Source organism: Staphylococcus sp. Ze2 (assembly GCF_048568365.1).
In the GTDB taxonomy this organism is placed as follows: Bacteria; Bacillota; Bacilli; order Staphylococcales; family Staphylococcaceae; genus Staphylococcus; species Staphylococcus xylosus.
In genome coordinates this window covers 2543988-2567410 of record NZ_CP183486.1, presented here as the reverse complement: position 1 = coordinate 2567410, position 23423 = coordinate 2543988, and the positions used below count along the sequence as shown (strand labels likewise).

Annotated in this window: 25 protein-coding genes; 16 read left to right on the top strand and 9 right to left on the bottom strand. The window is 32.1% G+C overall.

Features of this window, described 5'->3' with window-relative positions; genetic code table 11:
- Positions 1–83 precede the first annotated feature (83 nt).
- Positions 84–1013 (bottom strand): DMT family transporter, encoded by a 930-nt coding sequence (locus tag ACM591_RS12140; protein ID WP_029377801.1) that lies wholly within the window; start codon positions 1011–1013, stop codon positions 84–86.
- Between the two features lie 224 nt (positions 1014–1237).
- Between ACM591_RS12140 and ACM591_RS12135 the strand changes: the two genes are divergently transcribed.
- Complete coding sequence (locus ACM591_RS12135; RefSeq protein ID WP_037557080.1) at positions 1238–1462, top strand: hypothetical protein; 225 nt, start codon at positions 1238–1240, stop codon at positions 1460–1462.
- 155 nt (positions 1463–1617) lie between these two features.
- On the opposite strand, the gene ACM591_RS12130 is transcribed toward ACM591_RS12135, so the two are convergent.
- Positions 1618–1836 carry a DUF2922 domain-containing protein gene (locus ACM591_RS12130; protein ID WP_029377800.1) on the bottom strand — a complete coding sequence of 73 codons (219 nt, stop codon included), beginning with the start codon at positions 1834–1836 and terminating at the stop codon, positions 1618–1620.
- A 14-nt stretch (positions 1837–1850) separates the two neighbouring features.
- On the bottom strand, positions 1851–2057 hold the full coding sequence (gene sroA / locus ACM591_RS12125) for a sigS mRNA-stabilizing protein SroA (protein WP_326026167.1): 207 nt from the start codon (positions 2055–2057) through the stop codon (positions 1851–1853).
- 147 nt (positions 2058–2204) lie between these two features.
- On the opposite strand from sroA, the gene ACM591_RS12120 reads away from it, so the two are divergent.
- The 9 genes from ACM591_RS12120 to ACM591_RS12080 all read left to right on the top strand — a co-directional run bounded on the left by ACM591_RS12120 (position 2205) and on the right by ACM591_RS12080 (position 10998).
- Positions 2205–2756, top strand: a complete 552-nt coding sequence (locus ACM591_RS12120) for a tyrosine-type recombinase/integrase (protein WP_029377798.1) — start codon at positions 2205–2207, stop codon at positions 2754–2756.
- A gap of 24 nt (positions 2757–2780) precedes the next feature.
- Positions 2781–5177 carry a DUF4040 family protein gene (locus ACM591_RS12115; RefSeq protein WP_326026812.1) on the top strand — a complete coding sequence of 799 codons (2397 nt, stop codon included), beginning with the start codon at positions 2781–2783 and terminating at the stop codon, positions 5175–5177.
- Positions 5164–5589, top strand: coding sequence for a Na+/H+ antiporter Mnh2 subunit B (gene mnhB2 / locus ACM591_RS12110; protein ID WP_326026811.1), 426 nt, complete (start codon positions 5164–5166; stop codon positions 5587–5589). The genes ACM591_RS12115 and mnhB2 overlap by 14 nt, the downstream gene beginning before the upstream one ends.
- Positions 5586–5933, top strand: coding sequence for a Na+/H+ antiporter Mnh2 subunit C (mnhC2, locus tag ACM591_RS12105; protein WP_029377796.1), 348 nt, complete (start codon positions 5586–5588; stop codon positions 5931–5933). Before mnhB2 ends, mnhC2 begins: the two co-directional genes overlap by 4 nt.
- Positions 5923–7425 (top strand): Na+/H+ antiporter Mnh2 subunit D, encoded by a 1503-nt coding sequence (gene mnhD2, locus ACM591_RS12100; protein ID WP_058625493.1) that lies wholly within the window; start codon positions 5923–5925, stop codon positions 7423–7425. Before mnhC2 ends, mnhD2 begins: the two co-directional genes overlap by 11 nt.
- Positions 7425–7907: a Na+/H+ antiporter Mnh2 subunit E gene (gene mnhE2, locus ACM591_RS12095; protein ID WP_029377794.1), complete on the top strand. Its 483-nt coding sequence runs from the start codon at positions 7425–7427 to the stop codon at positions 7905–7907. The genes mnhD2 and mnhE2 overlap by 1 nt, the downstream gene beginning before the upstream one ends.
- Positions 7904–8206, top strand: coding sequence for a Na+/H+ antiporter Mnh2 subunit F (gene mnhF2, locus ACM591_RS12090; protein WP_029377793.1), 303 nt, complete (start codon positions 7904–7906; stop codon positions 8204–8206). The genes mnhE2 and mnhF2 overlap by 4 nt, the downstream gene beginning before the upstream one ends.
- Positions 8181–8627 carry a Na+/H+ antiporter subunit G gene (locus ACM591_RS12085; protein WP_029377792.1) on the top strand — a complete coding sequence of 149 codons (447 nt, stop codon included), beginning with the start codon at positions 8181–8183 and terminating at the stop codon, positions 8625–8627. Before mnhF2 ends, ACM591_RS12085 begins: the two co-directional genes overlap by 26 nt.
- 319 nt (positions 8628–8946) lie before the next feature.
- Positions 8947–10998, top strand: a complete 2052-nt coding sequence (locus ACM591_RS12080; protein WP_029377791.1) for a cation:proton antiporter — start codon at positions 8947–8949, stop codon at positions 10996–10998.
- Positions 10999–11229: 231 nt separating this feature from the next.
- Here ACM591_RS12080 and mntC read toward each other — a convergent pair whose 3' ends face one another.
- From mntC to ACM591_RS12065, 3 genes are read right to left on the bottom strand one after another with little or no spacing between them, the layout of a single operon-like run.
- On the bottom strand, positions 11230–12159 hold the full coding sequence (mntC, locus tag ACM591_RS12075) for a manganese ABC transporter substrate-binding lipoprotein MntC (RefSeq protein ID WP_029377790.1): 930 nt from the start codon (positions 12157–12159) through the stop codon (positions 11230–11232).
- Positions 12156–12989 (bottom strand): metal ABC transporter permease, encoded by an 834-nt coding sequence (locus ACM591_RS12070; RefSeq protein WP_037557076.1) that lies wholly within the window; start codon positions 12987–12989, stop codon positions 12156–12158. Before ACM591_RS12070 ends, mntC begins: the two co-directional genes overlap by 4 nt.
- A gap of 25 nt (positions 12990–13014) precedes the next feature.
- Positions 13015–13737 carry a metal ABC transporter ATP-binding protein gene (locus ACM591_RS12065; RefSeq protein ID WP_029377788.1) on the bottom strand — a complete coding sequence of 241 codons (723 nt, stop codon included), beginning with the start codon at positions 13735–13737 and terminating at the stop codon, positions 13015–13017.
- A gap of 120 nt (positions 13738–13857) precedes the next feature.
- On the opposite strand from ACM591_RS12065, the gene ACM591_RS12060 reads away from it, so the two are divergent.
- Positions 13858–14502, top strand: coding sequence for a metal-dependent transcriptional regulator (locus ACM591_RS12060; RefSeq protein ID WP_029377787.1), 645 nt, complete (start codon positions 13858–13860; stop codon positions 14500–14502).
- 231 nt (positions 14503–14733) lie between these two features.
- On the opposite strand, the gene ACM591_RS12055 is transcribed toward ACM591_RS12060, so the two are convergent.
- Entirely contained in the window at positions 14734–15483 is a 750-nt protein-coding gene (locus ACM591_RS12055) for a M50 family metallopeptidase (protein ID WP_326026163.1), read from the bottom strand.
- A 236-nt stretch (positions 15484–15719) separates the two neighbouring features.
- Here ACM591_RS12055 and tarA point away from each other — a divergent pair, with 236 nt between their 5' ends.
- A complete protein-coding gene (gene tarA, locus ACM591_RS12050; protein WP_029377785.1) occupies positions 15720–16466 on the top strand; it encodes an N-acetylglucosaminyldiphosphoundecaprenol N-acetyl-beta-D-mannosaminyltransferase TarA in 747 nt (248 codons plus the stop codon).
- Positions 16467–16618: 152 nt separating this feature from the next.
- Here the strand turns inward: tarA and tagH are convergent, their stop codons facing one another.
- Entirely contained in the window at positions 16619–17413 is a 795-nt protein-coding gene (gene tagH / locus ACM591_RS12045) for a teichoic acids export ABC transporter ATP-binding subunit TagH (protein ID WP_029377784.1), read from the bottom strand.
- 395 nt (positions 17414–17808) lie between these two features.
- On the opposite strand from tagH, the gene ACM591_RS12040 reads away from it, so the two are divergent.
- The 4 genes from ACM591_RS12040 (at position 17809) to tagD (ending at position 21609) form a co-directional block, all read left to right on the top strand.
- Positions 17809–18609 carry an ABC transporter permease gene (locus ACM591_RS12040; protein WP_029377783.1) on the top strand — a complete coding sequence of 267 codons (801 nt, stop codon included), beginning with the start codon at positions 17809–17811 and terminating at the stop codon, positions 18607–18609.
- Positions 18610–18971: 362 nt separating this feature from the next.
- On the top strand, positions 18972–20063 hold the full coding sequence (tarB, locus tag ACM591_RS12035; protein WP_029377782.1) for a teichoic acid glycerol-phosphate primase TarB: 1092 nt from the start codon (positions 18972–18974) through the stop codon (positions 20061–20063).
- Positions 20060–21118 carry a glycosyltransferase family 2 protein gene (locus ACM591_RS12030; RefSeq protein ID WP_029377781.1) on the top strand — a complete coding sequence of 353 codons (1059 nt, stop codon included), beginning with the start codon at positions 20060–20062 and terminating at the stop codon, positions 21116–21118. Before tarB ends, ACM591_RS12030 begins: the two co-directional genes overlap by 4 nt.
- Before the next feature lie 92 nt (positions 21119–21210).
- Complete coding sequence (tagD, locus tag ACM591_RS12025) at positions 21211–21609, top strand: glycerol-3-phosphate cytidylyltransferase (RefSeq protein ID WP_038678090.1); 399 nt, start codon at positions 21211–21213, stop codon at positions 21607–21609.
- A 280-nt stretch (positions 21610–21889) separates the two neighbouring features.
- On the opposite strand, the gene pbp4 is transcribed toward tagD, so the two are convergent.
- Complete coding sequence (gene pbp4 / locus ACM591_RS12020; protein WP_038678092.1) at positions 21890–23185, bottom strand: penicillin-binding protein PBP4; 1296 nt, start codon at positions 23183–23185, stop codon at positions 21890–21892.
- Positions 23186–23423: the final 238 nt, after the last annotated feature.

Genomic DNA, 23423 nt, shown 5'->3' with positions numbered 1-23423 from the left:
ATACAGTGAAAATAACTTTATTTGCCATAAAAAAAGTGCGTCATTTACAGTTTGATAAAAGTAAATGACGCACTATTACAATTTTAAAATAATCTGAGCAATATAATACCAATCATAATGGCTATAATGCCTGAAACTTTACGTGTTGTTACTTTATTAACGTGTGTGCCTAACAGACCAAAATGATCTATGATGATACCCATTAGCATTTGACCTAGCATCACAATAATCGTTGTCAGCGCAGCACCTAAATGTGGCATCAAGATAATATTTGTCGTTACGAAGATGACACCTAATATGCCACCGATAAAATAAATAGGTTTTAATTTGCCTTGTTTACTATTAAAAGTTGCAACTTTAAGACTTTTGTTAAATATCAGTGTCAATATAAATAATACAATGGTACCAACTGTAAAGGATACTAGTGATGCCATTATTGATGAATGTAATTGCTGACCCAACGCACTATTAATGGTTGTTTGGATAGGCGGGCAAAAGCCAAATATAAAACCAATAATGAGCCATATATAAACTGTTGAAGACTGTGATTTGTCTTTAGGGTTTCGTCGGACATAATTCATAAGTAAAATACCTACAATTAAAAAGAGAATTCCTAACACTTTTAGTAAAGTAAAGGGATGTTTATCGGCGCCGAACCAACCAAAGCTATCAATTGCAACGCCCATTATAATTTGACCTGCCACAGTCATAACGACTGTTAAAGAAGCCCCTAAACGTGGCAAAAGCAATAGATTTCCTGTTAAGAAAATAACGCCTAGCATACCACCAACAAACCATTGATAATTCAATGATTGATTGCTATAAAATTGACCCGTAAAAACATGGGGATTAATAATAAGATTAATTAAAATTAAAAAAAGAGTACCTGTTGCAAATGAAATGGTTGATGCATAGAATGAAGATTTTGTATATAAACTCAATCTAGAATTGATTGAAGTTTGAAATGGAACTACCATACCTGCAATAATACCAATGATATATAAGAGAATCATTAAACCACGCTTTCCTTTGAGATAACTTTATTATAAAGGAAAGATTAATGTATGCATACATTTAAATTGGGAGCAGAAATATATGTATATCAGAGAAAAAAATGTACACAACAAACAAAGTATAATAAAATATATATGTTGATGTTTTTTAGATAATGAAAAATTAACAAATTTAATGTATTTTGAATAATGAAAGTAATTTTAGAAGTGAGTGACTATAGATATTGAAACAACTTTCCATAATTCGTCTTTTAGATGAAGAAACTTTTTTTGTTGGTGCAGGCAGTAACGATCAAATAAAAAAGAATCAATTTATAGAAGTGTTGAATCCTAGACGGACATATAAAAATTTAGCTCAAGTTGTTGAAGTATATGATAAATACTCAATGTGTAAAAAATTGGGTAAGAAAAAGATATTTTTTGGTGATACCGTCAGGCTAAGACCTTAGAGAGATTAATGATAGATTAGAATAGGAAAGTAGTCAGTTGATTATATAATCTGACGTTTATTATTAACCAGTAAAAAGGCCTGAAACATTTGTTTCAAGCCTTTTTTACGTAACGTTTTTTAATTATAGTCCATTACGTCGATATTACTAGATATTTAATTTTCAAATATGAGTTTAGTAGATTTATCTATAATTTGTGCAGCATGGGCTGTTTTAGGAATACCTGACTTCGGTCTCAAAATATCCAACTCTATTAATTTGGCCATACCTTCTTTTACGGTAGATTCGTTTATAAAATGCTCAATCTTGGGTATTTGTAATTTGACCGTCTTATTAACAGCATCGTTGAAAATAAGTTCTAACGTTTGTGACATATTTCGTTTCCTCCTTAATTAATTGTTTCTGTCTTAATGACTTCAAGTTTGTCAAATCGTTCTCCTGTGATTTGTTCTATAATGGATTTGAAACTTTTAAGTTGTTCAGTTTTTACGTCTGTATTTAAATTAGCGAAATGACGCTTAGACTGACTAGCTTTACCATTTTTGTCGAACAATGTACGCGATAATGTAACTGCGAGTTGACTGATATTATTCATTGTAATTAACCTCCTTTCACTATATATATCGACTGCGAATAGCAAAATGGGCAAAAAAAATTAAGAAATTTGTATTAAATACTTCCATGTGACATAAATATCATATATCATTAAATAAGAAACATTTATGGTGTGAGAGGTGGAAATATGAATCAAGTGGATCCTATTAGGGATATTGAAGAAATTAAATCAATGTATAAAGTATTGAGCTGTAAGTCTAGGCGGGATTATTTACTGTTTAAATTTGCAATACATACAGGTGTTAAACTATCTGAATTATTGAATTTATGTGTTAATGATGTCAAAGGATCAGACGATCACATAAAGTTATATTGGCTTGAAGATCACGCTCCTAATATTTATATCAAATTACCTGATGATTTAAGAAATGAGTTATTTGATTATATAAATGAGGAAGGTCTAAATGAAAATCAATTGTTGTTTCAATCAAATAGAACATTTAAAGGTTTGTCGAGGCAACAAGCATATCGAATTATACATGCGGCTGCTAATGAATTAGGGATGTTGCATATTGGTTTGACCACTCTTAGAAAAACATTTGCATATCATGCTTATCAATCAGGTATATCGATATCTATTATTCAAAAATACCTCGGTCATCAAACTACTTATGAAACTATGAAATTTATAGGTATTTCTACAAAGAAGAGCAATACCACAATAGCTTTAAATTTATAAAATTATAATTAAAGGGGGAATACGATGAGTTTAGTCTATCTACTTGGGGCTTTATTTTTAATAATGTTACTTTTGTTACTAACAATGACTATACCTAAAATCCAAAGATTTGCAGGTCATATTGCACTCTTAGCACCCATCGTTGCCTCTATATACTTTTTATGGCAATTACCACAAGTAATGCACGGTCATTTTGTATCAGTAAAAATACCGTGGCTTACATTGTTGGACATTAATATAGATTTTAGATTGGATGGCTTGAGTTTATTCTTTAGCTTGCTAATATCACTTATTGGATTAGCGGTATTCTTCTATGCTACGCAATATCTATCAAAAGAACATGATAATTTACCACGTTTTTATATATATTTATTACTTTTTATGATTAGTATGTTAGGCGTAGTTACTGCAAATAATACTATTTTAATGTATGTATTTTGGGAATTAACGAGTGTTTCTTCATTTTTACTAATTGCATATTGGTATAGTAAAAGCGAAAGTCAATTTGGTGCGATTCAATCATTTATGATTACAGTGTTTGGTGGACTTGCTTTATTAGTAGGGTTCATCATGGTCTATACCGTAACAGGTACCAATTCTATATCTTCGATTATTGAACAAAGCGACAAGATTGCTGAAAGTAATCTTTTTATCCCAATTGTTATATTATTCTTGATTGGTGCATTTACAAAGTCAGCACAGTTTCCCTTCCACATATGGTTACCGAAGGCAATGGCTGCACCTACACCAGTAAGTGCTTATTTACACTCTGCAACAATGGTTAAAGCAGGTATTTTCTTATTATTTAGGTTTACACCATTATTAGGATTGAGTGATTTTTATATTTATTGTGTGACATTTGTTGGTTTAATCACAATGATATTTGGAGCGGTTAATGCAACGAGACAGTTTGATATGAAAGCTATATTAGCTTATTCAACAATAAGTCAATTAGGCATGATTGTTGCCATGGTTGGTTTAGGTGGTGGGTTTGCACAGCATCCTACTGGTGCATTATCTGAGGCATACGGATTTATCCTATTTGCAGCATTATTCCATCTTATGAACCACGCGCTATTTAAAGGTGCATTATTCATGGGTGTAGGTATTATTGATCATGAAACAGGTACGAGAGATATCCGTCGATTGTCTGGATTAAGAAAGGTGTTTCCAATCACACACATCGTTATGTTATTATCAGCGTTCTCTATGGCCGGTATACCATTCTTAAATGGATTCCTCAGCAAAGAGATGTTCTTTGATGGCCTAGTTAGTGCGGTTGAACTACCTCAATTTAATCTTTCATTAACTATAGTTATAACAGTAATTGGGGTTTTAGCAAGTATCTTTACTTTAATATATTCAGCTTACATGATTAAGGAAGTATTTTGGGGAGATTATCAAAAAGCAGATTTACCGATAAAATCACCACATGAACCGTTTGTATTTACTCTACCTTCTGCAATTATGATGATTTTATTACCGGTTATCTACTTTGTCCCAAATATTTTTGGACATTATGTTGTTTTGCCGGCATTGCGAAGTATCACAATTGGAGAAAAAGTAGACAATGTGGCGCCACATATTGCTCAGTGGCATGGCTTCAATTTACCTCTCATATTAAGCATTGTTGTAATAGTTGTTGGGTTTACGATGGCCTTTAAAATAAATTGGAAAAATCATGCTAACAAACTTAAGGTGAAATCTATCACCGACTTATATTTGGGTTCATATAATCAATTTGAACATTATTCTGGTTATGGTATCCGTACTTTAATGAATAACCGCTTAAATCATTATATTACATTGACTTTATTAATATTTAGTATGGTTGTCATTTATGGGATTATTCAAGCAGGCTTCCCACATGTCCAACAGATTCACGTTAGTGAATTTGGTCCAATTGAAGTAATTACTTTAATCGTTGTATTTGTGCTCGGTATAGCTTTAACATTTATTCGTCAACGTTTAACAATGGTTATACTTAATGGGATTATTGGTTATTGTGTCACGATTTTCTTCATTTTAATGAAAGCGCCAGATTTAGCATTAACACAATTAGTGGTAGAAACGATTACTACGATCCTGTTTATCGTAAGTTTTTCAAGACTACCAAACGTTCCACGTGCAAAAGTACACAAAAAGCGTGAAGCAGTTAAAATTGTCGTATCACTACTGATGGCAATCATTGTCGTGACACTGGTGTTTATCGCTCAACAAAGTGATTCAATGCCTACAATTTCAACGTTTTATCATGATGCTTATAATTTAGCAGGTGGTAAAAATATTGTGAATTCAATACTAGGTGATTTCCGTGCTTTAGATACATTGTTTGAAGGTATGGTACTAATCATAGCTGGTTTAGGTATTTATACATTACTTAACTTCAAAGAACGGAGGGGTCAAGATGAAAGAGAATGATGTTGTATTACGAACGATAACGAAAATTGTTGTGTTTATCTTATTAACTTTTGGATTTTATCTGTTTTTAGCTGGGCATAATAATCCAGGCGGTGGCTTTATTGGCGGCCTCGTTTTCAGTTCAGCATTTCTATTGATGTTTTTGGCCTTCGACGTTAAACAAGTTTTAGTCGCATTACCATTAGATTTCAGAATTCTAATGATCTGTGGTTCTTTACTATCATTTATTACAGCCCTCGTACCTATGTTCTTTGGTAAACCGTTCCTTTACCAAACAGATGCATATGTACAGTTACCATTGTTAGGCGAAGTACATTTATCAACTGTAACGCTATTTGAAGCAGGGATTGTATTATCCGTTGTGGGTGTGGTTGTTACAGTTATGCTTTCAATTAGTGGTGGTCGCTCATGAATTTAATATTATTAATGGTCATTGGCTTTTTAATATTTATTGGAACGTATATGATATTATCAGTCAATTTGATAAGAATTGTTATTGGAATTTCGATTTACACTCATGCTGGTAACCTGATTATTATGAGTATGGGTAAATACAGCAAAGAAATGGTTGAACCTTTAATTGGTGAAGGTAGTAAGCAATTTGTGGACCCTTTATTACAAGCAATTGTACTAACTGCAATTGTTATCGGCTTTGCAATGACCGCCTTTCTCTTAGTACTTGTTTATAGGACATATCGTGTTACTAAAGAAGATGAAATCGATGTACTGAGAGGTGATGACGATAATGATGAGTAATTTATTAATACTACCATTACTACTACCGGCAGTTTGTGGTTTAGGTTTAGTATTCATTCGTACGCACAGTAGATTATCTAGGATCTTTTCAATTGGTACAATGGCTTTTACAACGTTAGTTTCCTTGGCATTGCTCATTTATGTAATGTATAACAAACCAATTGCGTTAGATTTTGGTGGTTGGAAAGCGCCATATGGTATTCAATTTGTGGGAGATTCCTTAAGTCTATTGTTGGTTGTAACTTCAAGTTTTGTCGTTACGCTGATTATGGCATATGGCTTTGGACGAACTGAGAAACGAGCGATACGTTACTATTTACCTAGTTTTATTTTATTCTTAACTGTCGGCGTAATAGGCTCATTTTTAACAGCAGACTTATTCAATATCTATGTTATGTTTGAAGTGATGTTATTGGCATCATTCGTACTTATTACATTAGGGCAATCAGTAGAACAATTACGAGCTGCAATTATCTATGTCGTACTTAATATTTTAGGTTCATGGTTACTATTATTAGGCATTGGTTTATTGTACAAATTAACTGGTACATTAAATTTCACACTTGTATCTCAACGACTAAATGAAATGAATGACAAGAGTGCCATCGTAATTGTTTCAATGGTGTTCTTAATTGCATTTGGTGCAAAAGCTGCTTTAGTACTATTTATGTGGTTGCCTAAAGCATACGCAGTGTTAAATACAGAATTAGCAGCACTATTTGCAGCATTAATGACTAAAGTAGGTGCATACGCATTAATTCGTTTCTTTACACTTATATTTGATGAACATCATGGGATTTCACATCCGTTATTAGTCTTCTTATCTTGTATTACAATGCTGATAGGTGCTTTTGGTGTACTTGCATATAAAGATATTAAAAAGATTGCAGCATACCAGGTTATTTTATCTATCGGTTTTGTAATATTAGGATTGGGAACGAATACTTTTGCTGGTGTGAACGGTGCTATTTTCTATTTAGCGAATGATATTGTAGTTAAAACGTTGCTATTCTTTATTATAGGTAGTCTTGTATATGTCACAGGTTATAGGCAGTACCGAAGTTTACATGGATTAGCGAAACAAGAACCATTCTTTGGTGTAGCATTTGTTGTGATGATTTTAGCAATCGGAGGGGTGCCTCCATTAAGTGGTTTCCCTGGTAAGGTGTTTATTTTTGAAGGTGCAATTGAAAATGGAAACTACATTGGTTTAACGTTGATGATTATTACAAGTTTAATAGCAATGTTTAGTTTATTTAGAGTATTCTTTGTGATGTATCTAGGTAATGAACAAAGAGGAGAAGCTATTGTATTTAAAAAAATTCCACAGTACCGTAAAATCCTTATAGGTATCTTAGTAGCAACGATTATTGCAATGGGTATTGCGGCGCCGTTAATATTTAAAGTAACTGAAAATGCGACGCACTTAAATATGGATGATGGATTGTACGAAAAAATGGTTAATCCTCATTTAATGAAGGAGGATAAATAATGAGACAAGTCTTACTTAATATCGTCATTGCCTTTTTATGGGTCCTTTTTCAAGATGAAGATTCTTTTAAAATATCGACCTTTTTCGCAGGTTACCTTATAGGATTATTAGTTATCTATATTTTACATCGTTTCTTTGGGCAACAATTCTATTTGAAAAAGGTATGGGTCAGTATTAAGTTTTTAGCAGTTTATCTTTATCAGCTAATTACTTCAAGTATGACGACAATCAATTATATATTATTTAAAACAAAGGACTTAAATCCTGGATTAGTAACTTATGAAACGACGTTAGATACAGATTGGGAAGTATCTTTCTTAACAATTTTAATTATTATCACGCCTGGATCTACAGTTATTAGAATTTCGAAAGAAAAGCAAAAGTTCTTTATACATGCCATTGATGTTTCAGATAAAGAAAAACAGAAATTACTGAAAAGTATCAGACAATATGAAGGACTCATATTGGAGGTGGCAGAATGATCGAATATCTAATAGATTTCTTTATCACAAGTGCGCTCATTATATTTGGTATAGCTTTATTACTAACACTATTTAGATTGATAAAGGGTCCGACTACTGCAGATAGAGTAGTTGCATTTGATACTGCCAGTGCAATATTAATGTCGATGGTTGGATTGCTAAGCATCGTGTTCGGTACATTCTCATTCTTGGATTCGATATTACTTATCGCCATTATTTCCTTTGTAAGTACAGTGTCGATTTCTAGATTTATAGAAGGGGGGCACGTCTTCAATGCAAATAACAAGCGAAATCGTTAATCTTATTGCGGCCTTTATGATATTTTTAGGAAGTATTATAGCTTTAATTAGTGCCATTGGTCTAATTAAATTCCAAGATGTCTTTTTACGTAGTCATGCGGCAACGAAAAGTTCAACATTATCTGTATTATTGACACTTGTGGGCGTTATCATCTATTTTATTTCATCGCAAGGTTATCTAAGTGTAAGACTTATTCTTGCTTTAGTGTTTATTAATTTAACATCTCCTGTTGGAGGACACTTAATTTCTCGTGCAGCATACCGTACTGGCGCGTATATGTATAGAAAAAGTGATGCTCCTAGACAAACGAATATCTTATTGAGTGCTACTGAGAATAATACATTTGATCAATTGAAAAAGCGTGCACATGAGCGTGAAGAACGTAGAAGAAAAACGTATGAAAAAGAACATGATTACTAATTTGTTACAAGAAGACACTTCTCATATTTTAAGAAGTGTCTTTTTGTTTAAAATAGCTTAATTAACCGTAAATTTACTTTAAAATAGAAAATTACGGTATTTGGGTGCATTACGTTTAAGGGATAGTCAATAAAATGATAAAATAATATATATGTAATTATGTTAATTTTTAAATTAATTATCAAATTGGGGATGAAAAACTTTTGGTATTTGATGAGTAAGAGTTTGAAACACAATATGTTCAATAAAAGACAATATTATTTTATGTTTCAACCTCAACATTTATGAATGAATAATTATGTTGAAAAGAGGTGAAACCTTGCAAATATTTGAAACGATACTTATATTTTTAGCACTTGTTATTGTAAGTTCGCTAGTGCACACAATACTTCCTAAAGTACCATTGGCTTTTATCCAAATTATATTAGGTATGTTATTGTATGTGACACCAATTCCCGTTGAATTTCGATTTGATTCGGAACTATTTATGGTCGCTTTAATTGCACCACTTCTGTTTGTTGAAGGTGTTAAAGTTTCACGTGTTCATTTGCGACGGTACATAAAACCAGTCTTAATGATGGCGTTAGGACTAGTAGTTACGACAGTTATAGTGGTAGGACTTTTTGTACATTGGATTTGGCCAGAATTACCGATGGCAGCTGCCTTTGCGTTGGCCGCGATACTATGTCCAACTGATGCAGTCGCAGTACAAGCTATAACTAATGGGAAAGTATTACCGAAGGGTTCTATGACAATTTTAGAGGGTGAATCTCTCTTAAATGATGCAGCTGGTATCATATCCTTTAAAATTGCTGTAGCTGCACTGATTACAGGTGGCTTCTCAATGATTAATGCTGTTGAACAGTTCTTAATCTCTTCAATCGGCGGCTTCGTCGTAGGCTTAATCATAGGTGTTGCACTTGTTAGATTTAGAGTGACACTGTCTCGTCGTGGTATTGAAAATATTAATATGTTCACATTTATTCAGTTAGTTACACCATTTGTAACTTATATTGTGGCAGAAATGTTCCATGCTTCTGGTATTATTGCAGCAGTAATTGCTGGTTTAGTTCATGGTTTTGAACGTGATCGTATTGCTCAAGCACGTACAAGATTACAGATGAGCTATAACCATACTTGGAATATTTTGGGATATGCTTTGAATGGTTTTGTATTTTCTATTTTAGGTTATTTAATCCCTGAAGTGGTGGGGCGTATCATTGAAAATGAACCACACAATTTAATTTTCTTAATAGTGGTGACATGTTTAATTGCCTTAGCTATTTATTTATTTAGATTTTTATGGGTTTTTGTTTTATATCCGTATTTTTACTTGCCAGTGAGCCCATTCCAGAAAATGATTTCGTATAATGAAGATGAAACCAAAGTAAAGGAAACGCCACCTAAACGTGGCATGTATGCTTTTATCATGACTTTATGTGGTGTTCATGGGACGATTTCTTTAGCCATTGCTTTAACATTACCTTATATGCTTGCAGACCATCACTCGTTTACTTTTAGAGATGATCTATTGTTTATAGCTTCAGGTATGGTCATCATCAGTTTAATCGTAGCACAATTTGTACTTCCTGTTGTTACTCCTAACGCTAAAAAACCTAAAGTTGTGGGTATGAATTTCAAACAAGCACGTGTATATATCTTAGAAAAAGTAATAGATAATTTAAATCAAATGTCTTCAGTAGAATCTAGCTTTCAATATGGTAACGTAATTAAAGATTATCATGATAAATTAGCTTTCTTAAGAACTGTTGAAAATGAAGATGAAAATACTAAAGAACTTCAAAGATTACAAAAATTAGCATTTGATGTAGAGAACCATACACTTAATAACTTAGTTGAGAATGGCGATATTACTACTAACGTATTAGATAACTATATGCGTTATACAGAGCGTACCCAAGTTTATAAACAAGCTTCATTAATACAACGCATTAAAGTTGAATTTAGAGCGATGATTTTGAAAAGAAGAATTAAGCATAAAGTGAAAACTAATGCGGCATCTCCGTTATCAATAATTGATAACTTGCAAGAGATTTCAAATGTAATGCGTACAGTTCACTATCGCGTTGTGAGCCGTTTAGGAAGAGAAACAACTGAAGATAATAAATTAGAAGTCGGTATGATTTGTGATAGCTATCTACTTCGTATAGATAACTTAACACCTTCTAATTTCTTCAATCCTAAAAATGAGAATTCAATAACAAAAATTAAATTACTTGCACTTAAAGAGCAGCGTCGTATTTTAAATCAACTTGTTGAAGATGAAGAAGTAAGTGAAGTGACAGCATTAAAAATCCGTGAAGCGATAAATTATGATGAAATGATTATTGTAGATAGTTTGACGGATTAAATCATAAAAAAAAGCAGATTCCATTGTGGAATCTGCCTTTTTTATGAAATCTATTATTTGATTTAGCAAAAGTATTATAAAAATCTCCATCAATGGGGGGAGGAACCGACCATTGATGGAGTTAGGGAGATGATTTAAGGCTTGAATACCACCATGCCGTACGCAATTAGGAGGAAAGCTGTACGGCATGGGACTATTCACCTATTATCTAGGTTAAATAGCCCAAACCATTTATTCCATGCTGCCGTGTACAGTATCGATATTTGATTTCATCATATTGTAATAAGAATCACCTTTTGATCCTTCTTGACCAATTGAATCAGTAAATACTTCACCGTATATATCTTTATTAGTTTCTTCACTTAAGCTTTGCATACTCTTCTTATCTACACTCGTTTCAACAAGGAGATGTTTTAAGTCATGATCTTTTACGAATTGAATCGCTTGTTTCATTTGTTCTGGTGTACCTTGTTTTTCAGTATTTATCTCCCAAATATAACCTGGTGTGATGTCATATTGTTTAGAGAAATATTTAAATGCACCTTCACTTGTAATCATGGCTCTGCGATCTTTTGGTATATCATTGAATTTCTCATGACTATCTTTATTTAACTCTTCTAATTTAGCGATATAATCTTTGCTGTGCGATTTGATATCATCATTATGTGCTTTATCGTGTTTTAGTAGGGTATCTCTAATTGTTTCTACGTATTTTATTCCATTTTCCAAGCTTAACCAAGCGTGTGGATCTTGTTTACTTTCATCGCCTTCAGCGTCGTTTAAGTATAAAGGTTTTACTTTTTCAGATACTTTTACTACACTGTCATCTTTTGTTGACTTACCAGCTTGAGATAAGGCTTTATCAAACCAACCATTACCTGTTTCTAAGTTTAATCCGTTATAAAAAACGATATCAGCATCAGTTAATGCTTTAATATCTTTAGGCTTAACTTCATATTCGTGTGGGTCTTGACCTATTGGTACGATACTGTGAATTTCAACGTTTTTACCTCCAGCATTTTTAACCATGTCATATAAAATAGAGTTTGTTGTTACAACTTTTAATTTTTCGTTTGAATTTGCACCTGAGTCATTCTTGGTGTTACCACAGGCTGCTAAAAATAGTAAAAATATTAAAGCGATTGATAGTAATTTCTTCATGTTTGTTGTCCTCTCTTTTTAAAAAGTTCTAATTTAGTTAAAGCAAAAATAACGATATAAATTAAGAATGCGAAGAATACAATCGTTGCACCACTAGGGATGTTATAAACGTAGCTAAAATATAGTCCGACAATAGCACTTACAGTACTAATTAGACTAGCTACAATCATCATTGTATGTAATTTTTTAGAAATTAAAAATGCAGCAGATGCTGGCGTGATAAGTAAAGCTACTACCAGTATAATACCGACAGTTTGAATGCTTGCTACAGTTACAAGAGATAGTAATAACATTACAAAGTAATGAATTAATGTTGTGTTTAAGCCGCTCATTCTGCTGAATACTGGATCGAATGTTGAAACCATTAAAGGTCTATAAAAAACAATAATTAATAACATTACTAAAACTCCAACAACGATAGTTGACCAGAATGTGACTTGCGTAACTGCGAGTAAATTACCGAATAAAATATGATAAAGGTCAGTTGTACTATTGATTAAACTGACTAAGATAATCCCTAAAGCTAAAAATGCAGTATAGCTAATGCCGATAGCTGCGTCGGATTTGGTTTTACTATTTTTAGTAATAAAACCAATAAAAATACTTGCTACCATCCCCGTTGCTAAAGCACCAATAAACATAGGTATATTAAATAAAAATGATAATGCTACACCTGGTAGTACGGCATGGCTCATTGCATCTCCCATTAGTGAAAGGCCTCTAAGAACAATAAGAGAGCCGACTGTTCCACATACAATACCTACAACAATTGAAATAATTAGTGCATTGCTTAAAAATTTATAATCGAGTAATTGTTGAAAAAAATCCATTATAAGTTACGTCCTTTCTAAAATACTAAGCAGTTTCATGTTGTGATGGAGCACTTATAAATGTGTTGTTTAAATGCTCAGGTTTCATAGCAGTTGTGCTATCCCCAAAATAACGAATATTTCTGTTTAAAAGGATTACGCGATCAAAATATTCATCAGTTTTTGATAAATCATGATGTACAATGAGCAGTAATTTTCCGGATTCTTTTAGAATTCGTAATTGTGACATAATGATTTGTTCACTGTGAAAGTCAATCCCGACGAAAGGCTCATCCAATAAATATAATGTGCTATCAGTCATTAATGCACGAGCTACGAGCACACGTTGTAACTGTCCACCGCTCAGTTCGGAAATTTGACGATGTCGTAAATCTTTTAACTCTAACGTATCCATTAATTGATTTAATCTTTTTTTAGTTTCGGAATTTACCCATCTAAACCAGCCTATATCTTTATATGCACCTGACATGACTACGTGCTCCACATTGATAGGAAAATCTAGATCAATATGTGCTTTTTGTGGGATATAAGTTATAGATTTCAAATCATTTTGTATGGGATTACCATTTAATTGGGCTTTGCCTGTTGATTTAAATTCTCCGATAAGAGATTTAATTAAAGATGATTTCCCAGCTCCATTAGGACCCATAATTCCGACTATTTCACCATTAATAGGAATGGATAAATTAACATTTTGTAGAACATGTTTATTTCCTAACGTAAGATTTAAATTCTCAATTTCTAACATTTTCATCCTCCTTAATAATAATTTTAGGCTAACCTAATTTATTTTATAATATACCATGAAATTTTAGCGTGTCAAGTCGATTCGTGATACAATAAGTTGAATGACTTGAGAGGTGAGATAATGCTAACTGAAGAAAAGGAAGATTATTTAAAAGCAATTTTAACGCATGATGGTGACCATTCTTTCGTTTCAAATAAAACACTATCCCAATATTTAAACATTAAGCCACCTTCTGTAAGTGAAATGGTTAATCGTTTGGAAAAGTCGGGATATGTAGAAACAAAACCTTACAAAGGTGTGAAACTTTCTGAAACAGGTTTAACTTATACTTTAGATATAATTAAACGTCATCGTTTATTGGAATTATTTTTAATAAAAATTTTGCAATATAATTGGGAAGAAGTGCATCAAGAAGCAGAGGTATTAGAACATAGAGTATCTCATTTGTTTGTTGATCGTTTAGATAAATTATTGGATTATCCAATAACATGTCCTCACGGGGGCGTAATACCAAGAGAAAATCAATATAAAGAACTATACACTACGAATCTATTGTCTTTTGAAACTGGTGATATAGTAACAATTAAAAGAGTACGTGATAGAACGGACTTATTAATTTATTTATCAAGTAAAGCAATTTTAATAGGTGAGCAAATAGAAATTATCAATAGAGATGATACCAACAAAGTCATTATTGTTAAAAAAGATGATCAAGTTACGGTATTAAGTTATGATAACGCAGAGCATATCTATGCAGAAAAATGATGGTGCAGATTGAGCTTTGACATATACTGAACTCAAAAAAAGCACCTCCATTTTATGAAGGTGCTCAGACTATCGGTAATGATCCCCCCCCTCCAAAGTAATCATTAATAAATGAAAACTTTGGAGGGGGGATTTGTATATCCATGGAGGCGTTCTCTCAATTTCTAATGTTTAATACCAGTAATTACAATGATACTGTTGTACTACTTCAGTAACCAATACAACTAGGTTTTAGGTTGTAAAATAAGCATGAAATAATTGGTAAATAGTAAATAGATTGATTGCTATCCAAATAGCACTAAAAACGAATGTAGGCAGATAAGTTAATGATTTTAGAGTTGAGCCATCCCAAGTAACTGATTGATGTGAAAATGTGAGTTTGAAAATAGTCCAAGATGATTGTATAACTTCGCCTAAAAGTACACCTAGAATGAAATGGTAAGTGATGGCTACGATGTAAAACATCATGAGTTGATTATCGCTTTGGAATAAGAAATAAAGCAAAGCAATTAACAATATTACAATAATAATTGGCAATAATTTTCTGGAAGTTAATATTAAAAAATATATAAAAATGATTAAGTATGCCGTAATAAATAAACTAGGGTATTTTGAATCTAGTGCCCAAAAACCGATAAACAGCATTAGTGGTGGCATAATATATCCACCAAATGTTGTAATGGCTTGTCCTAATCGTGATTTTGATTGAGTAATGGCGAAACCTTGTTGTGAAGTTTCAATACGTTCTGAAGGTGAGGAAACAATCACCAAATTTTTAGCTTTACCACCACTTATTTTATTAAATAAGATATGTCCGAATTCATGTGTTAATACGGGGATGTAATTTAAGTATATATCTAAAAATTGATTTATTGGTTTGTTGCGATAAGAATGAATTAAAATATATATTAAAGCTATAAATACGACCCAGTACAAATTGAGTTGTATTACAGAACTAAAAAATGATTGTAAATATGACATAATATAACCTCGATTTAATTTTCAATAAACGCTTTTATAGATTTTAAAAACATTTATAGCGCAATATTAAGTATAAAGTAAATTTTGAAATAACGCATTTGGACTTTGGATGTAGATTTAGAATATAAAAATAATTAGTACCTATTTATATTATCTGGATGAATCATAATGTGTTAATATAACAAGCATAAACCATAATGCTAAAGCGCTATAATTGAGTTAGGAGATTCCAAGACATGACGGAAAGCAATAAAGCAAATAAAGTAAACGTGTTATCTGTATATTTTGATAACGTTACTCTAGAGGAAATGCGAGACAATATTAAACAATTTTTCTTAACAGCAAGTTCTAGAAATTTGTTTATTGTAACGGCAAACCCTGAAATTGTAGATTATGCTACAGAGAATGAAAATTATAGAAATTTAATAAACAGTGCAAATTATGTAGTGCCAGATGGGACTGGGGTCGTTAAGGCTGCGAGAATACTTAATACGCCTTTAAAAGCCAGAGTTCCAGGTATTGAATTGATGGAAGCATGTTTAAAAATTGCTAATGCAAATCAGCAAAAAGTATTTCTACTAGGTGCTGAAAATGATGTTGTTAAAACGGCGCAACATAAACTAGCTGAAAAATACCCGAATATTATTTTTGATTACCACCATGGTTTTTTTGATTTATCAGATGAGATGGTATTAAAACAAGTAACTTCTTTTGATCCGGATTATGTGTTTGTTGGCATGGGTTATCCAAGACAAGAACAATGGATAGAACGTCACTCAGATCAATTTAATCAATCAGTGTTAATGGGGGTAGGTGGCTCATTCGAAGTATTCAGTGGTGCGAAAAATCGAGCACCTATGATATTTAGGAAGTTAAATATTGAGTGGGTTTATCGCTTGTTAATTGATTGGAAGCGTATAGGTAGAATGAAGTCGATACCTAAATTTTTATTTAAAGTAGCTAAAGTTAAATTCAAAAAATAGTAAGAATCTCGTCGAATTATTTATTTACACGTTTTAAGTCGATAATTAAATGTATGTGTTAATTACCTTGTTTGTAATTTATTAATTCAAAAGTCTATTAAATATAAAAAGCCCTAGCACTGAATTCGAAATCAATGCTAGGACTTTTTATATTATTTTACGACAAATCTTGAATTGTCGAGATCACTTCTGAATTTCTTTTGTTCTGCTTTAGAGCGTTTTTTAAAGTCGTTTAAGAATTTCTCATATTCAGGCAAGACTTCATCCAATTCACCGAATTGTTTCAGTTTGCCAGCTTCTATCCAAGCAATCTTAGTACAGAATTCACGTACTTGTTTCATATTATGACTCACAAAGAAAATGGTTTTACCTTGTTCTTTGTATTCAAAGATTTTATCTAAACATTTTTGTGCGAAAGTTTGGTCACCAACGGATAAAGCTTCGTCAATAACAAGGATATCTGGGTTGGTTGTAATGTTAATTGAGAAGCCTAATTTAGCGCGCATACCACTAGAATATTTTTTAACAGGTTGGTATATAAATTCTCCTAATTCACTGAATTCAATAACTTCAGGTGTTAATTCTTTGATTTGTTTTCTAGTGAATCCCATACATAACATTTTAAACTCGATATTTTCAATGCCTGTTAGTTGTCCATTTAATCCTGCATTAATCGCAATCACGCTTACATCACCATCACGCTTAATACCACCATCAGTAGGAGATAGAGAACCGCCAATCATATTACTTAAGGTAGATTTTCCTGAGCCGTTAATACCGACTAATCCAATCACATCGCCCTCATAAGCTTTTAAGGACAAGTTATCTAAGGCATAAAATGTTTTGTTTTTATGAAAAGGGAGTAAGACATCCTTTAAACGTTCTTTGTTATTACGATAAATACGATACTCTTTAGTTACATTTTCAATGTTAACGGATACATTCATAATTTTACCTTCCTTGTTTACAGATAGTACTATTATATTATACATTATATTAGTTGTTAAATTTATAAACCTATTGTAAAGTAAGTGAGTATAATTTAACGAAATTAATGCTTATACAGTTGTTAAATTTTACTGAATAAAAATTATAAAATCAACTATAACGACAAAATAAAAAAATATATAAAGTGCGATAGCTATTATTTAGACTTATATCAACTATTATTTCATTATTTAGTATACAAAAGATTTAACTTTTTAACACTTTTTAAAATAACTATTTCCGAAAGTTGCTGAAAGTTGTTATGATAGTTAATAAAGCGTATATTGAAATTGAATATAATAGTGTCATAAGTAAATTGTGATAAGCAAATCGATTGAAAGTGTGGTTTATTTAAATGAATGCAGTATGGGTAGTATTTAGAGAGCATTTTAAAAATTTCTATCTAATACAAAGACTAGCACAGTTCCAAGTGAAGATTTCTAATACAAATAACTATCTAGGTATGGCTTGGGAGTTAATTAATCCAGCTATGCAAATCATGGTTTATTGGTTTGTATTTGGTCTTGGTATTAGAAGTAACGATCCTATAGATGGTGTGCCATTTATTTACTGGTTACTCGTAGGTATCAGTATGTGGTTCTTTGTTAACCAAGGAATTTTGGAAGGTACTAAATCAATAGCAACGAAATATAATCAAGTAGCGAAGATGAATTTCCCGTTATCAATCATACCTTCTTATATAGTAATGAGTAGGTTTTACGGTCATCTTGCACTACTTGTTGTGGTCATTTTATTATGTATGTTGGCTGGTTACTATCCAACAATATACACGTTGCAACTTTTCTTATATGTACCATTTGCATTAATATTAACAACTGCAATAGCGTTGTTTACGTCAACGTTAGGAGTGCTTGTAAAGGATACGCAACAGGCCATTCAAGCGCTCATGAGAATGGTGTTCTTTGCATCATCCATTTTAATTGTGCCACCAGAAGGCATTGTAAAAGACATAATGCAATTAAATCCAATTTATTATCTAGCTGAAGCATATCGTTCTGCTGTGTTACATAAAGAGTGGTACTTTATAACACATTGGGAACTGACTTTGTATAATCTATTAATCATCTTGTTCTTATTCATAGTAGGTTCAATTATGCATATGCGTTATAGAGATCATTTTGCAGACTTTATGTAATAACAATATTAGAATAACTGCAATTCAGTAGTGTTGTAGTGGAAGTAGGGTAGAAATCAATTTTTTGAAAATGATTTCTATCCTACTTCCTTTTTTTATTTTCTTCTAAAATTAAAAGTTGTTAAATAGAATGGTGTTTATAGTTAACGTTTTGATAAAGAACTGATACGATACCTAAATAACACAAAACTTTAGCTGGAAATAAGAAATTTTGAAATTATGTGTGTTTATAAATGAAATTAAAATACGTTTTTAAAGATCTGTTGAGGTTATTTCACAGAAAAGGTTTTTTCTATAATTTTTTATACAGGATAGATATAATGAAAGCTAAAGTAGTTAATAATTAACGGCGGTGAAATGTATTGAGACAAATTATAAAAAAGCTCTATATTATTATTATTGGCTTTTTGAATATGATATATCAAAAGAAAAAAGTTCAAAGTAATCAAATTGTGGTAATGATGACTTTTGCTGAAGATGTGTTACCTATTATTGAAGCGTTAAACCGTAAAGGGTATAAACTAACAGTTATTGGCACAGAAAAAAATCGTAAATATATCCAACATTTAGAGGATTTAGTGTTTTTACCTGCAGGAAATAAGCAAGTGTTTAAGCATATCAAGGCGTTAAGTAGCGCAAAAGTAGTCGTGATAGACACATACTATCTAATAATGGGTGGCTTCAAGAAGAAAAAACAACAGACGGTCATACAAACATGGCACGCAGCAGGTGCATTGAAAAATTTCGGATTTACAGATAGACAAGTTGACTTATCAAATAATAAAATAGTTCAACAATATAAAAAAGTTTATGACGCGACAGATAAGTACATTATTGGTGGTGAACCGATGGCTGCTTGTTTTACAGAATCATTTGGGGCTAATGAAGAACAGTTCTTAAGAACCGGATTGCCGAGGTTGGTGCCATATACGAGATTGGATGTTGAACAAAGACAACAAGAATTGAAACAACAATATGGGATAAATGGCAAGGTAGCTGTTTACGTGCCTACCTATCGAGAACACAAGCAGGCTAATCGTCAGATAGATAAGCAGAAATTTGAAGCAGAGCTACCAGGTTATACTTTATTGAGTAAATTACACCCGTCTATTGCTACAGAACAGCAGACGACAATTAACTTGCAATCGTTAATGATATTAGCAGATGTGATTATTAGTGATTACAGTTCACTGGCAATTGAAGCAAGTATATTAAAGAAACCCACACTTTTTTATGTTTATGATGAAGCGGATTATAATCGCACCCGTGGATTAAATGTATTTTATGAAAAAATACCAGAGGCATATAAAGCGTATAGTGAGGATGACTTAATGCATAAGTTACATGAAAATAGTTACGCGCCAGCTCTTTTGTTTGAAGCTTGGCATGAATATAATACGAAAGATAGTTTGACGAGCATAATTAATGAAATTGAAGAGATGGTGAAAAAATGAAAATTTCAATAATCATTCCTGTGTATAACGCAGAAAAAACAATTCGTAGAGCAATTGCATCGATTGATACAAAGCAAAATTATGAAATTATATGCATCAATGATGGTTCGGAAGATGATAGTAAGTTTGTATTAGAACAACTGCAAAAGGAATATAAAAACATAACGATTATTAACCAAGAAAATCAAGGTGCGGCAGCTAGCAGAAATGTTGGTATTGCTAATATGTCAGGCGATGTTTTTATGTTTTTAGATGCTGATGATGAATTCTTACCTAGTAGAATAGATTTTATGGCTGATTATTATCAAAGAGATGAAAATGTAGATATTGTTATTGGACAAATTGCAAGAGAAAACAATGGTGACTGGCAATCCATTTATTCTCACGAAGCAATCAAGAAATTAGAGACTGTAAATATTGCTCAATGTCCTGAAGTGATGCAATCAATTGGTCCTGGTGCCAAAATGTTTAGCGCAAAATTTGCTGATTTACGATTTGATGAAGACGTTGTTTTTTGTGAAGAGCATACCTTTATTATCCAAGCATACAAAAAGGCACGTGACATTCAATTATTGCCAGATATCGTTTATGGCTACAATGAGCAAGCTGGTTCAGTAACTGATCAACTTGCGAATCAATTTGAATCTTATATACGTGATGCAGAAAAAGTTAGAGCACGTGTGATGGATACCTTATTGTTAAGAGAAGCAAGAGTCTATTATAGTTATCGTATGGATGAATTGATCGTAAGTTATCTGATCCAAGCATATGTCGGGCAGCATAAAACCGTTACACAACAAATGTTAGATCTTGTTATCTCATATATTAAAGAAATGCAAAAAACAGATTATGCTGGTGAAGCATTATTTAGAATAATTAAAGTAATCGAACAAGGTAGTGGCAAATGGAATAAGGCTCTATATTATCAGTGGAGAGACGCACTACTAAGCGTTGGTATTGGAAGACCGAACTATTATCGTTTTAAAGTAGAAGTGCTACCGAGACGCGCAAAATTTAGAAGTAAAATGAAATTAAAACAAATTTTGAAAAGATGAAAATTATCAGAATTAGTAAACTAAGATTTAATATGCTATAATTTTTAAAAATGTAAATATTAAATTAATATTTTGTTAAGGAGCATATGCTAATGAAACGAGTTATTACTTATGGAACATATGATTTATTGCATTATGGCCATATTGAATTATTAAGAAGAGCGAGAGAAATGGGCGATTATTTAGTCGTTGCACTCTCAACAGATGAATTTAATCGTGTTAAAAATAAAAAATCTTATTATAACTATGAACAAAGAAAAATGATGTTAGAATCAATTAGATATGTCGATCTTGTTATCCCTGAAAGTGGTTGGGGACAAAAAGAAATTGATGTAGATCGCTATGAGATAGATACGTTTGTTATGGGGCACGATTGGGAAGGTGAATTCGACTTCTTAAAAGAGAAGTGTGAAGTTATTTATCTAAATCGTACTGAAGGTATCTCTACGACTAAAATTAAAAAAGAACTTTACGGTGATAATGAAAAATAACTTTGTTGTTTTTTAAATTATTCGCTGTGAAGTAATTTGAGAAGCTAGGTTACAGAAAATTGGGCACGATACTCTTTAATGTAATCTAGCTTCTTTTTGTTATTAAAATAAAAAAGGGGGTGTGAAAATAAAATCAACGATTTTATTTTCACACCCTCAATGTTTGAGCAGTTACTACGCTAGCTAAAGGTAGTAGTTATATTATGTTTGCTTTGCATGAGCATAATTTTTAATTGAAAGGGAGCATTACTTGATAATGTAACAATCACTTGAATGATGATTATTTCTTTTTATTTGATTTTTTTCTGATTAAGTCAATGATTAGATAGATAATAATTGCGATTGCTGCAATTATTAGAATTGTACCTAATAAAGTTAATATAGGATGGTCATCCCAAGATGATTTTACAACTGTTGTTGCTTGGTGAACTAGCGGCTTGTTGACGTCAACTGAAGGCGGACCATATTTATCACTAATAAACTCGCGATCATATTCAATGTGCGCTTTGTTGTCTTCAATTACAACTTTATAGTCTTTTTTATCAAAATCTTTTGGTAACACGTCGTAGAGATCTTTCTCTACAAAATATGTTTTCCCATTAATTTTTTGTTCGCCTTTTGACAATATTTTTTCATATTTATACTGGTCAAAAGACATGTTCATTAAAGCATTACCAATCATGTTGCGTTGCTTTTCACCACCAAGTTTATCGTAATTACCTGCGCCCATAATAGCTTGGTTAATTCTAAAACCATCACGTTTCGTTGTTATTGTATGGTTATAGTCAGCAACATCGCTTGACCCCGTTTTTAAACCGTCAGTACCTTCTAAACTCATATCTGCACCTTCAAGCGAATGGTTGAAGGTATAATATGTCACACCGTGTTGCGTAGGTGCTAGTTGTTTAGTAAAATCTAAAATTTTCGGTGTGTCTTGAACGACACGTTGCGAAAGTATACCGAAGTCTTTGGCAGTAGACGTATTATCATTTTCACTTTTATATTTCTTAGGCACAAAGTCACGAAGTTGATGATTTTCTGCACCAGTTGGATTTACAAAATGCGTGTTTTCCATTCCTAATGCTTTTGCTTTTTTATTCATTTTATCGGTGAAGTCTGAAAGATTGCCTGAGACTTCTTTTCCTAAAATGAGTGCAGCTGCATTACTTGAATTTGATACCGTAATCTGAAGTAATTCCTTAACTGTATAAGTTTCGCCAGGGTATAACTTGGTATTACTTAATTCTGGTAAGGTGGACATACGGTAGTGTGTATCCGTAATTTTTACTTTATCATTTAAAGATAACTCGCCATTGTTGACTGCATCAAGCGTTAGATACATAGTCATAAGCTTGGTCATTGAAGCGGGATACCATTTTTTATTCATATTGTATTGATAAAGTAACTGGCCTGTTTGCGCAACATTTACTGCACCCTCAGGTTGATATGACTCAGATACATTATAACCATATTGATTTGCTGCTTGCGTAGGGGTAACAGTTTCAGCTTCAGCAAAAGGTGTTATAATTGTACCAATGAAGAGTACAGTTATAAATGTCAAAATTAACTTTCTCATAATTACATTCCCTCTTAATATTTTAAGTTTTATTGCAATAGAAGTATTTTAGCATATTGTAAAGTTTAAATAAAATATATTCATGAAATTATTACAATTATTGTATAGTCAAAAATAATTGTAAAAAATAAAGTTGTGTTTGCTTGGAATTTAACTGATTAACTATTATAATGTTATTCTGCTCAAACTCATTTTTAGCATTAGCTTAAAAATAAAAAATAAAAATAGAAGAGGTAAA

Coding starts and splice junctions, on each gene's coding strand:
- ACM591_RS12030 (WP_029377781.1), top strand. CDS start 20,060: ATGAAAATTTCAATAATCATTCCTGTGTATAACGCAGAAAAAACAATT.
- mnhE2 (WP_029377794.1), top strand. CDS start 7,425: ATGAGACAAGTCTTACTTAATATCGTCATTGCCTTTTTATGGGTCCTT.
- ACM591_RS12085 (WP_029377792.1), top strand. CDS start 8,181: ATGCAAATAACAAGCGAAATCGTTAATCTTATTGCGGCCTTTATGATA.
- mnhB2 (WP_326026811.1), top strand. CDS start 5,164: ATGAAAGAGAATGATGTTGTATTACGAACGATAACGAAAATTGTTGTG.
- sroA (WP_326026167.1), bottom strand. CDS start 2,057: ATGAATAATATCAGTCAACTCGCAGTTACATTATCGCGTACATTGTTC.
- pbp4 (WP_038678092.1), bottom strand. CDS start 23,185: ATGAGAAAGTTAATTTTGACATTTATAACTGTACTCTTCATTGGTACA.
- tagH (WP_029377784.1), bottom strand. CDS start 17,413: ATGAATGTATCCGTTAACATTGAAAATGTAACTAAAGAGTATCGTATT.
- ACM591_RS12130 (WP_029377800.1), bottom strand. CDS start 1,836: ATGTCACAAACGTTAGAACTTATTTTCAACGATGCTGTTAATAAGACG.
- ACM591_RS12065 (WP_029377788.1), bottom strand. CDS start 13,737: ATGTTAGAAATTGAGAATTTAAATCTTACGTTAGGAAATAAACATGTT.
- ACM591_RS12070 (WP_037557076.1), bottom strand. CDS start 12,989: ATGGATTTTTTTCAACAATTACTCGATTATAAATTTTTAAGCAATGCA.
- ACM591_RS12115 (WP_326026812.1), top strand. CDS start 2,781: ATGAGTTTAGTCTATCTACTTGGGGCTTTATTTTTAATAATGTTACTT.
- ACM591_RS12055 (WP_326026163.1), bottom strand. CDS start 15,483: ATGTCATATTTACAATCATTTTTTAGTTCTGTAATACAACTCAATTTG.
- ACM591_RS12040 (WP_029377783.1), top strand. CDS start 17,809: ATGAATGCAGTATGGGTAGTATTTAGAGAGCATTTTAAAAATTTCTAT.
- tarA (WP_029377785.1), top strand. CDS start 15,720: ATGACGGAAAGCAATAAAGCAAATAAAGTAAACGTGTTATCTGTATAT.
- mnhD2 (WP_058625493.1), top strand. CDS start 5,923: ATGATGAGTAATTTATTAATACTACCATTACTACTACCGGCAGTTTGT.
- mntC (WP_029377790.1), bottom strand. CDS start 12,159: ATGAAGAAATTACTATCAATCGCTTTAATATTTTTACTATTTTTAGCA.
- ACM591_RS12060 (WP_029377787.1), top strand. CDS start 13,858: ATGCTAACTGAAGAAAAGGAAGATTATTTAAAAGCAATTTTAACGCAT.
- tagD (WP_038678090.1), top strand. CDS start 21,211: ATGAAACGAGTTATTACTTATGGAACATATGATTTATTGCATTATGGC.
- ACM591_RS12120 (WP_029377798.1), top strand. CDS start 2,205: ATGAATCAAGTGGATCCTATTAGGGATATTGAAGAAATTAAATCAATG.
- mnhC2 (WP_029377796.1), top strand. CDS start 5,586: ATGAATTTAATATTATTAATGGTCATTGGCTTTTTAATATTTATTGGA.
- ACM591_RS12140 (WP_029377801.1), bottom strand. CDS start 1,013: ATGATTCTCTTATATATCATTGGTATTATTGCAGGTATGGTAGTTCCA.
- mnhF2 (WP_029377793.1), top strand. CDS start 7,904: ATGATCGAATATCTAATAGATTTCTTTATCACAAGTGCGCTCATTATA.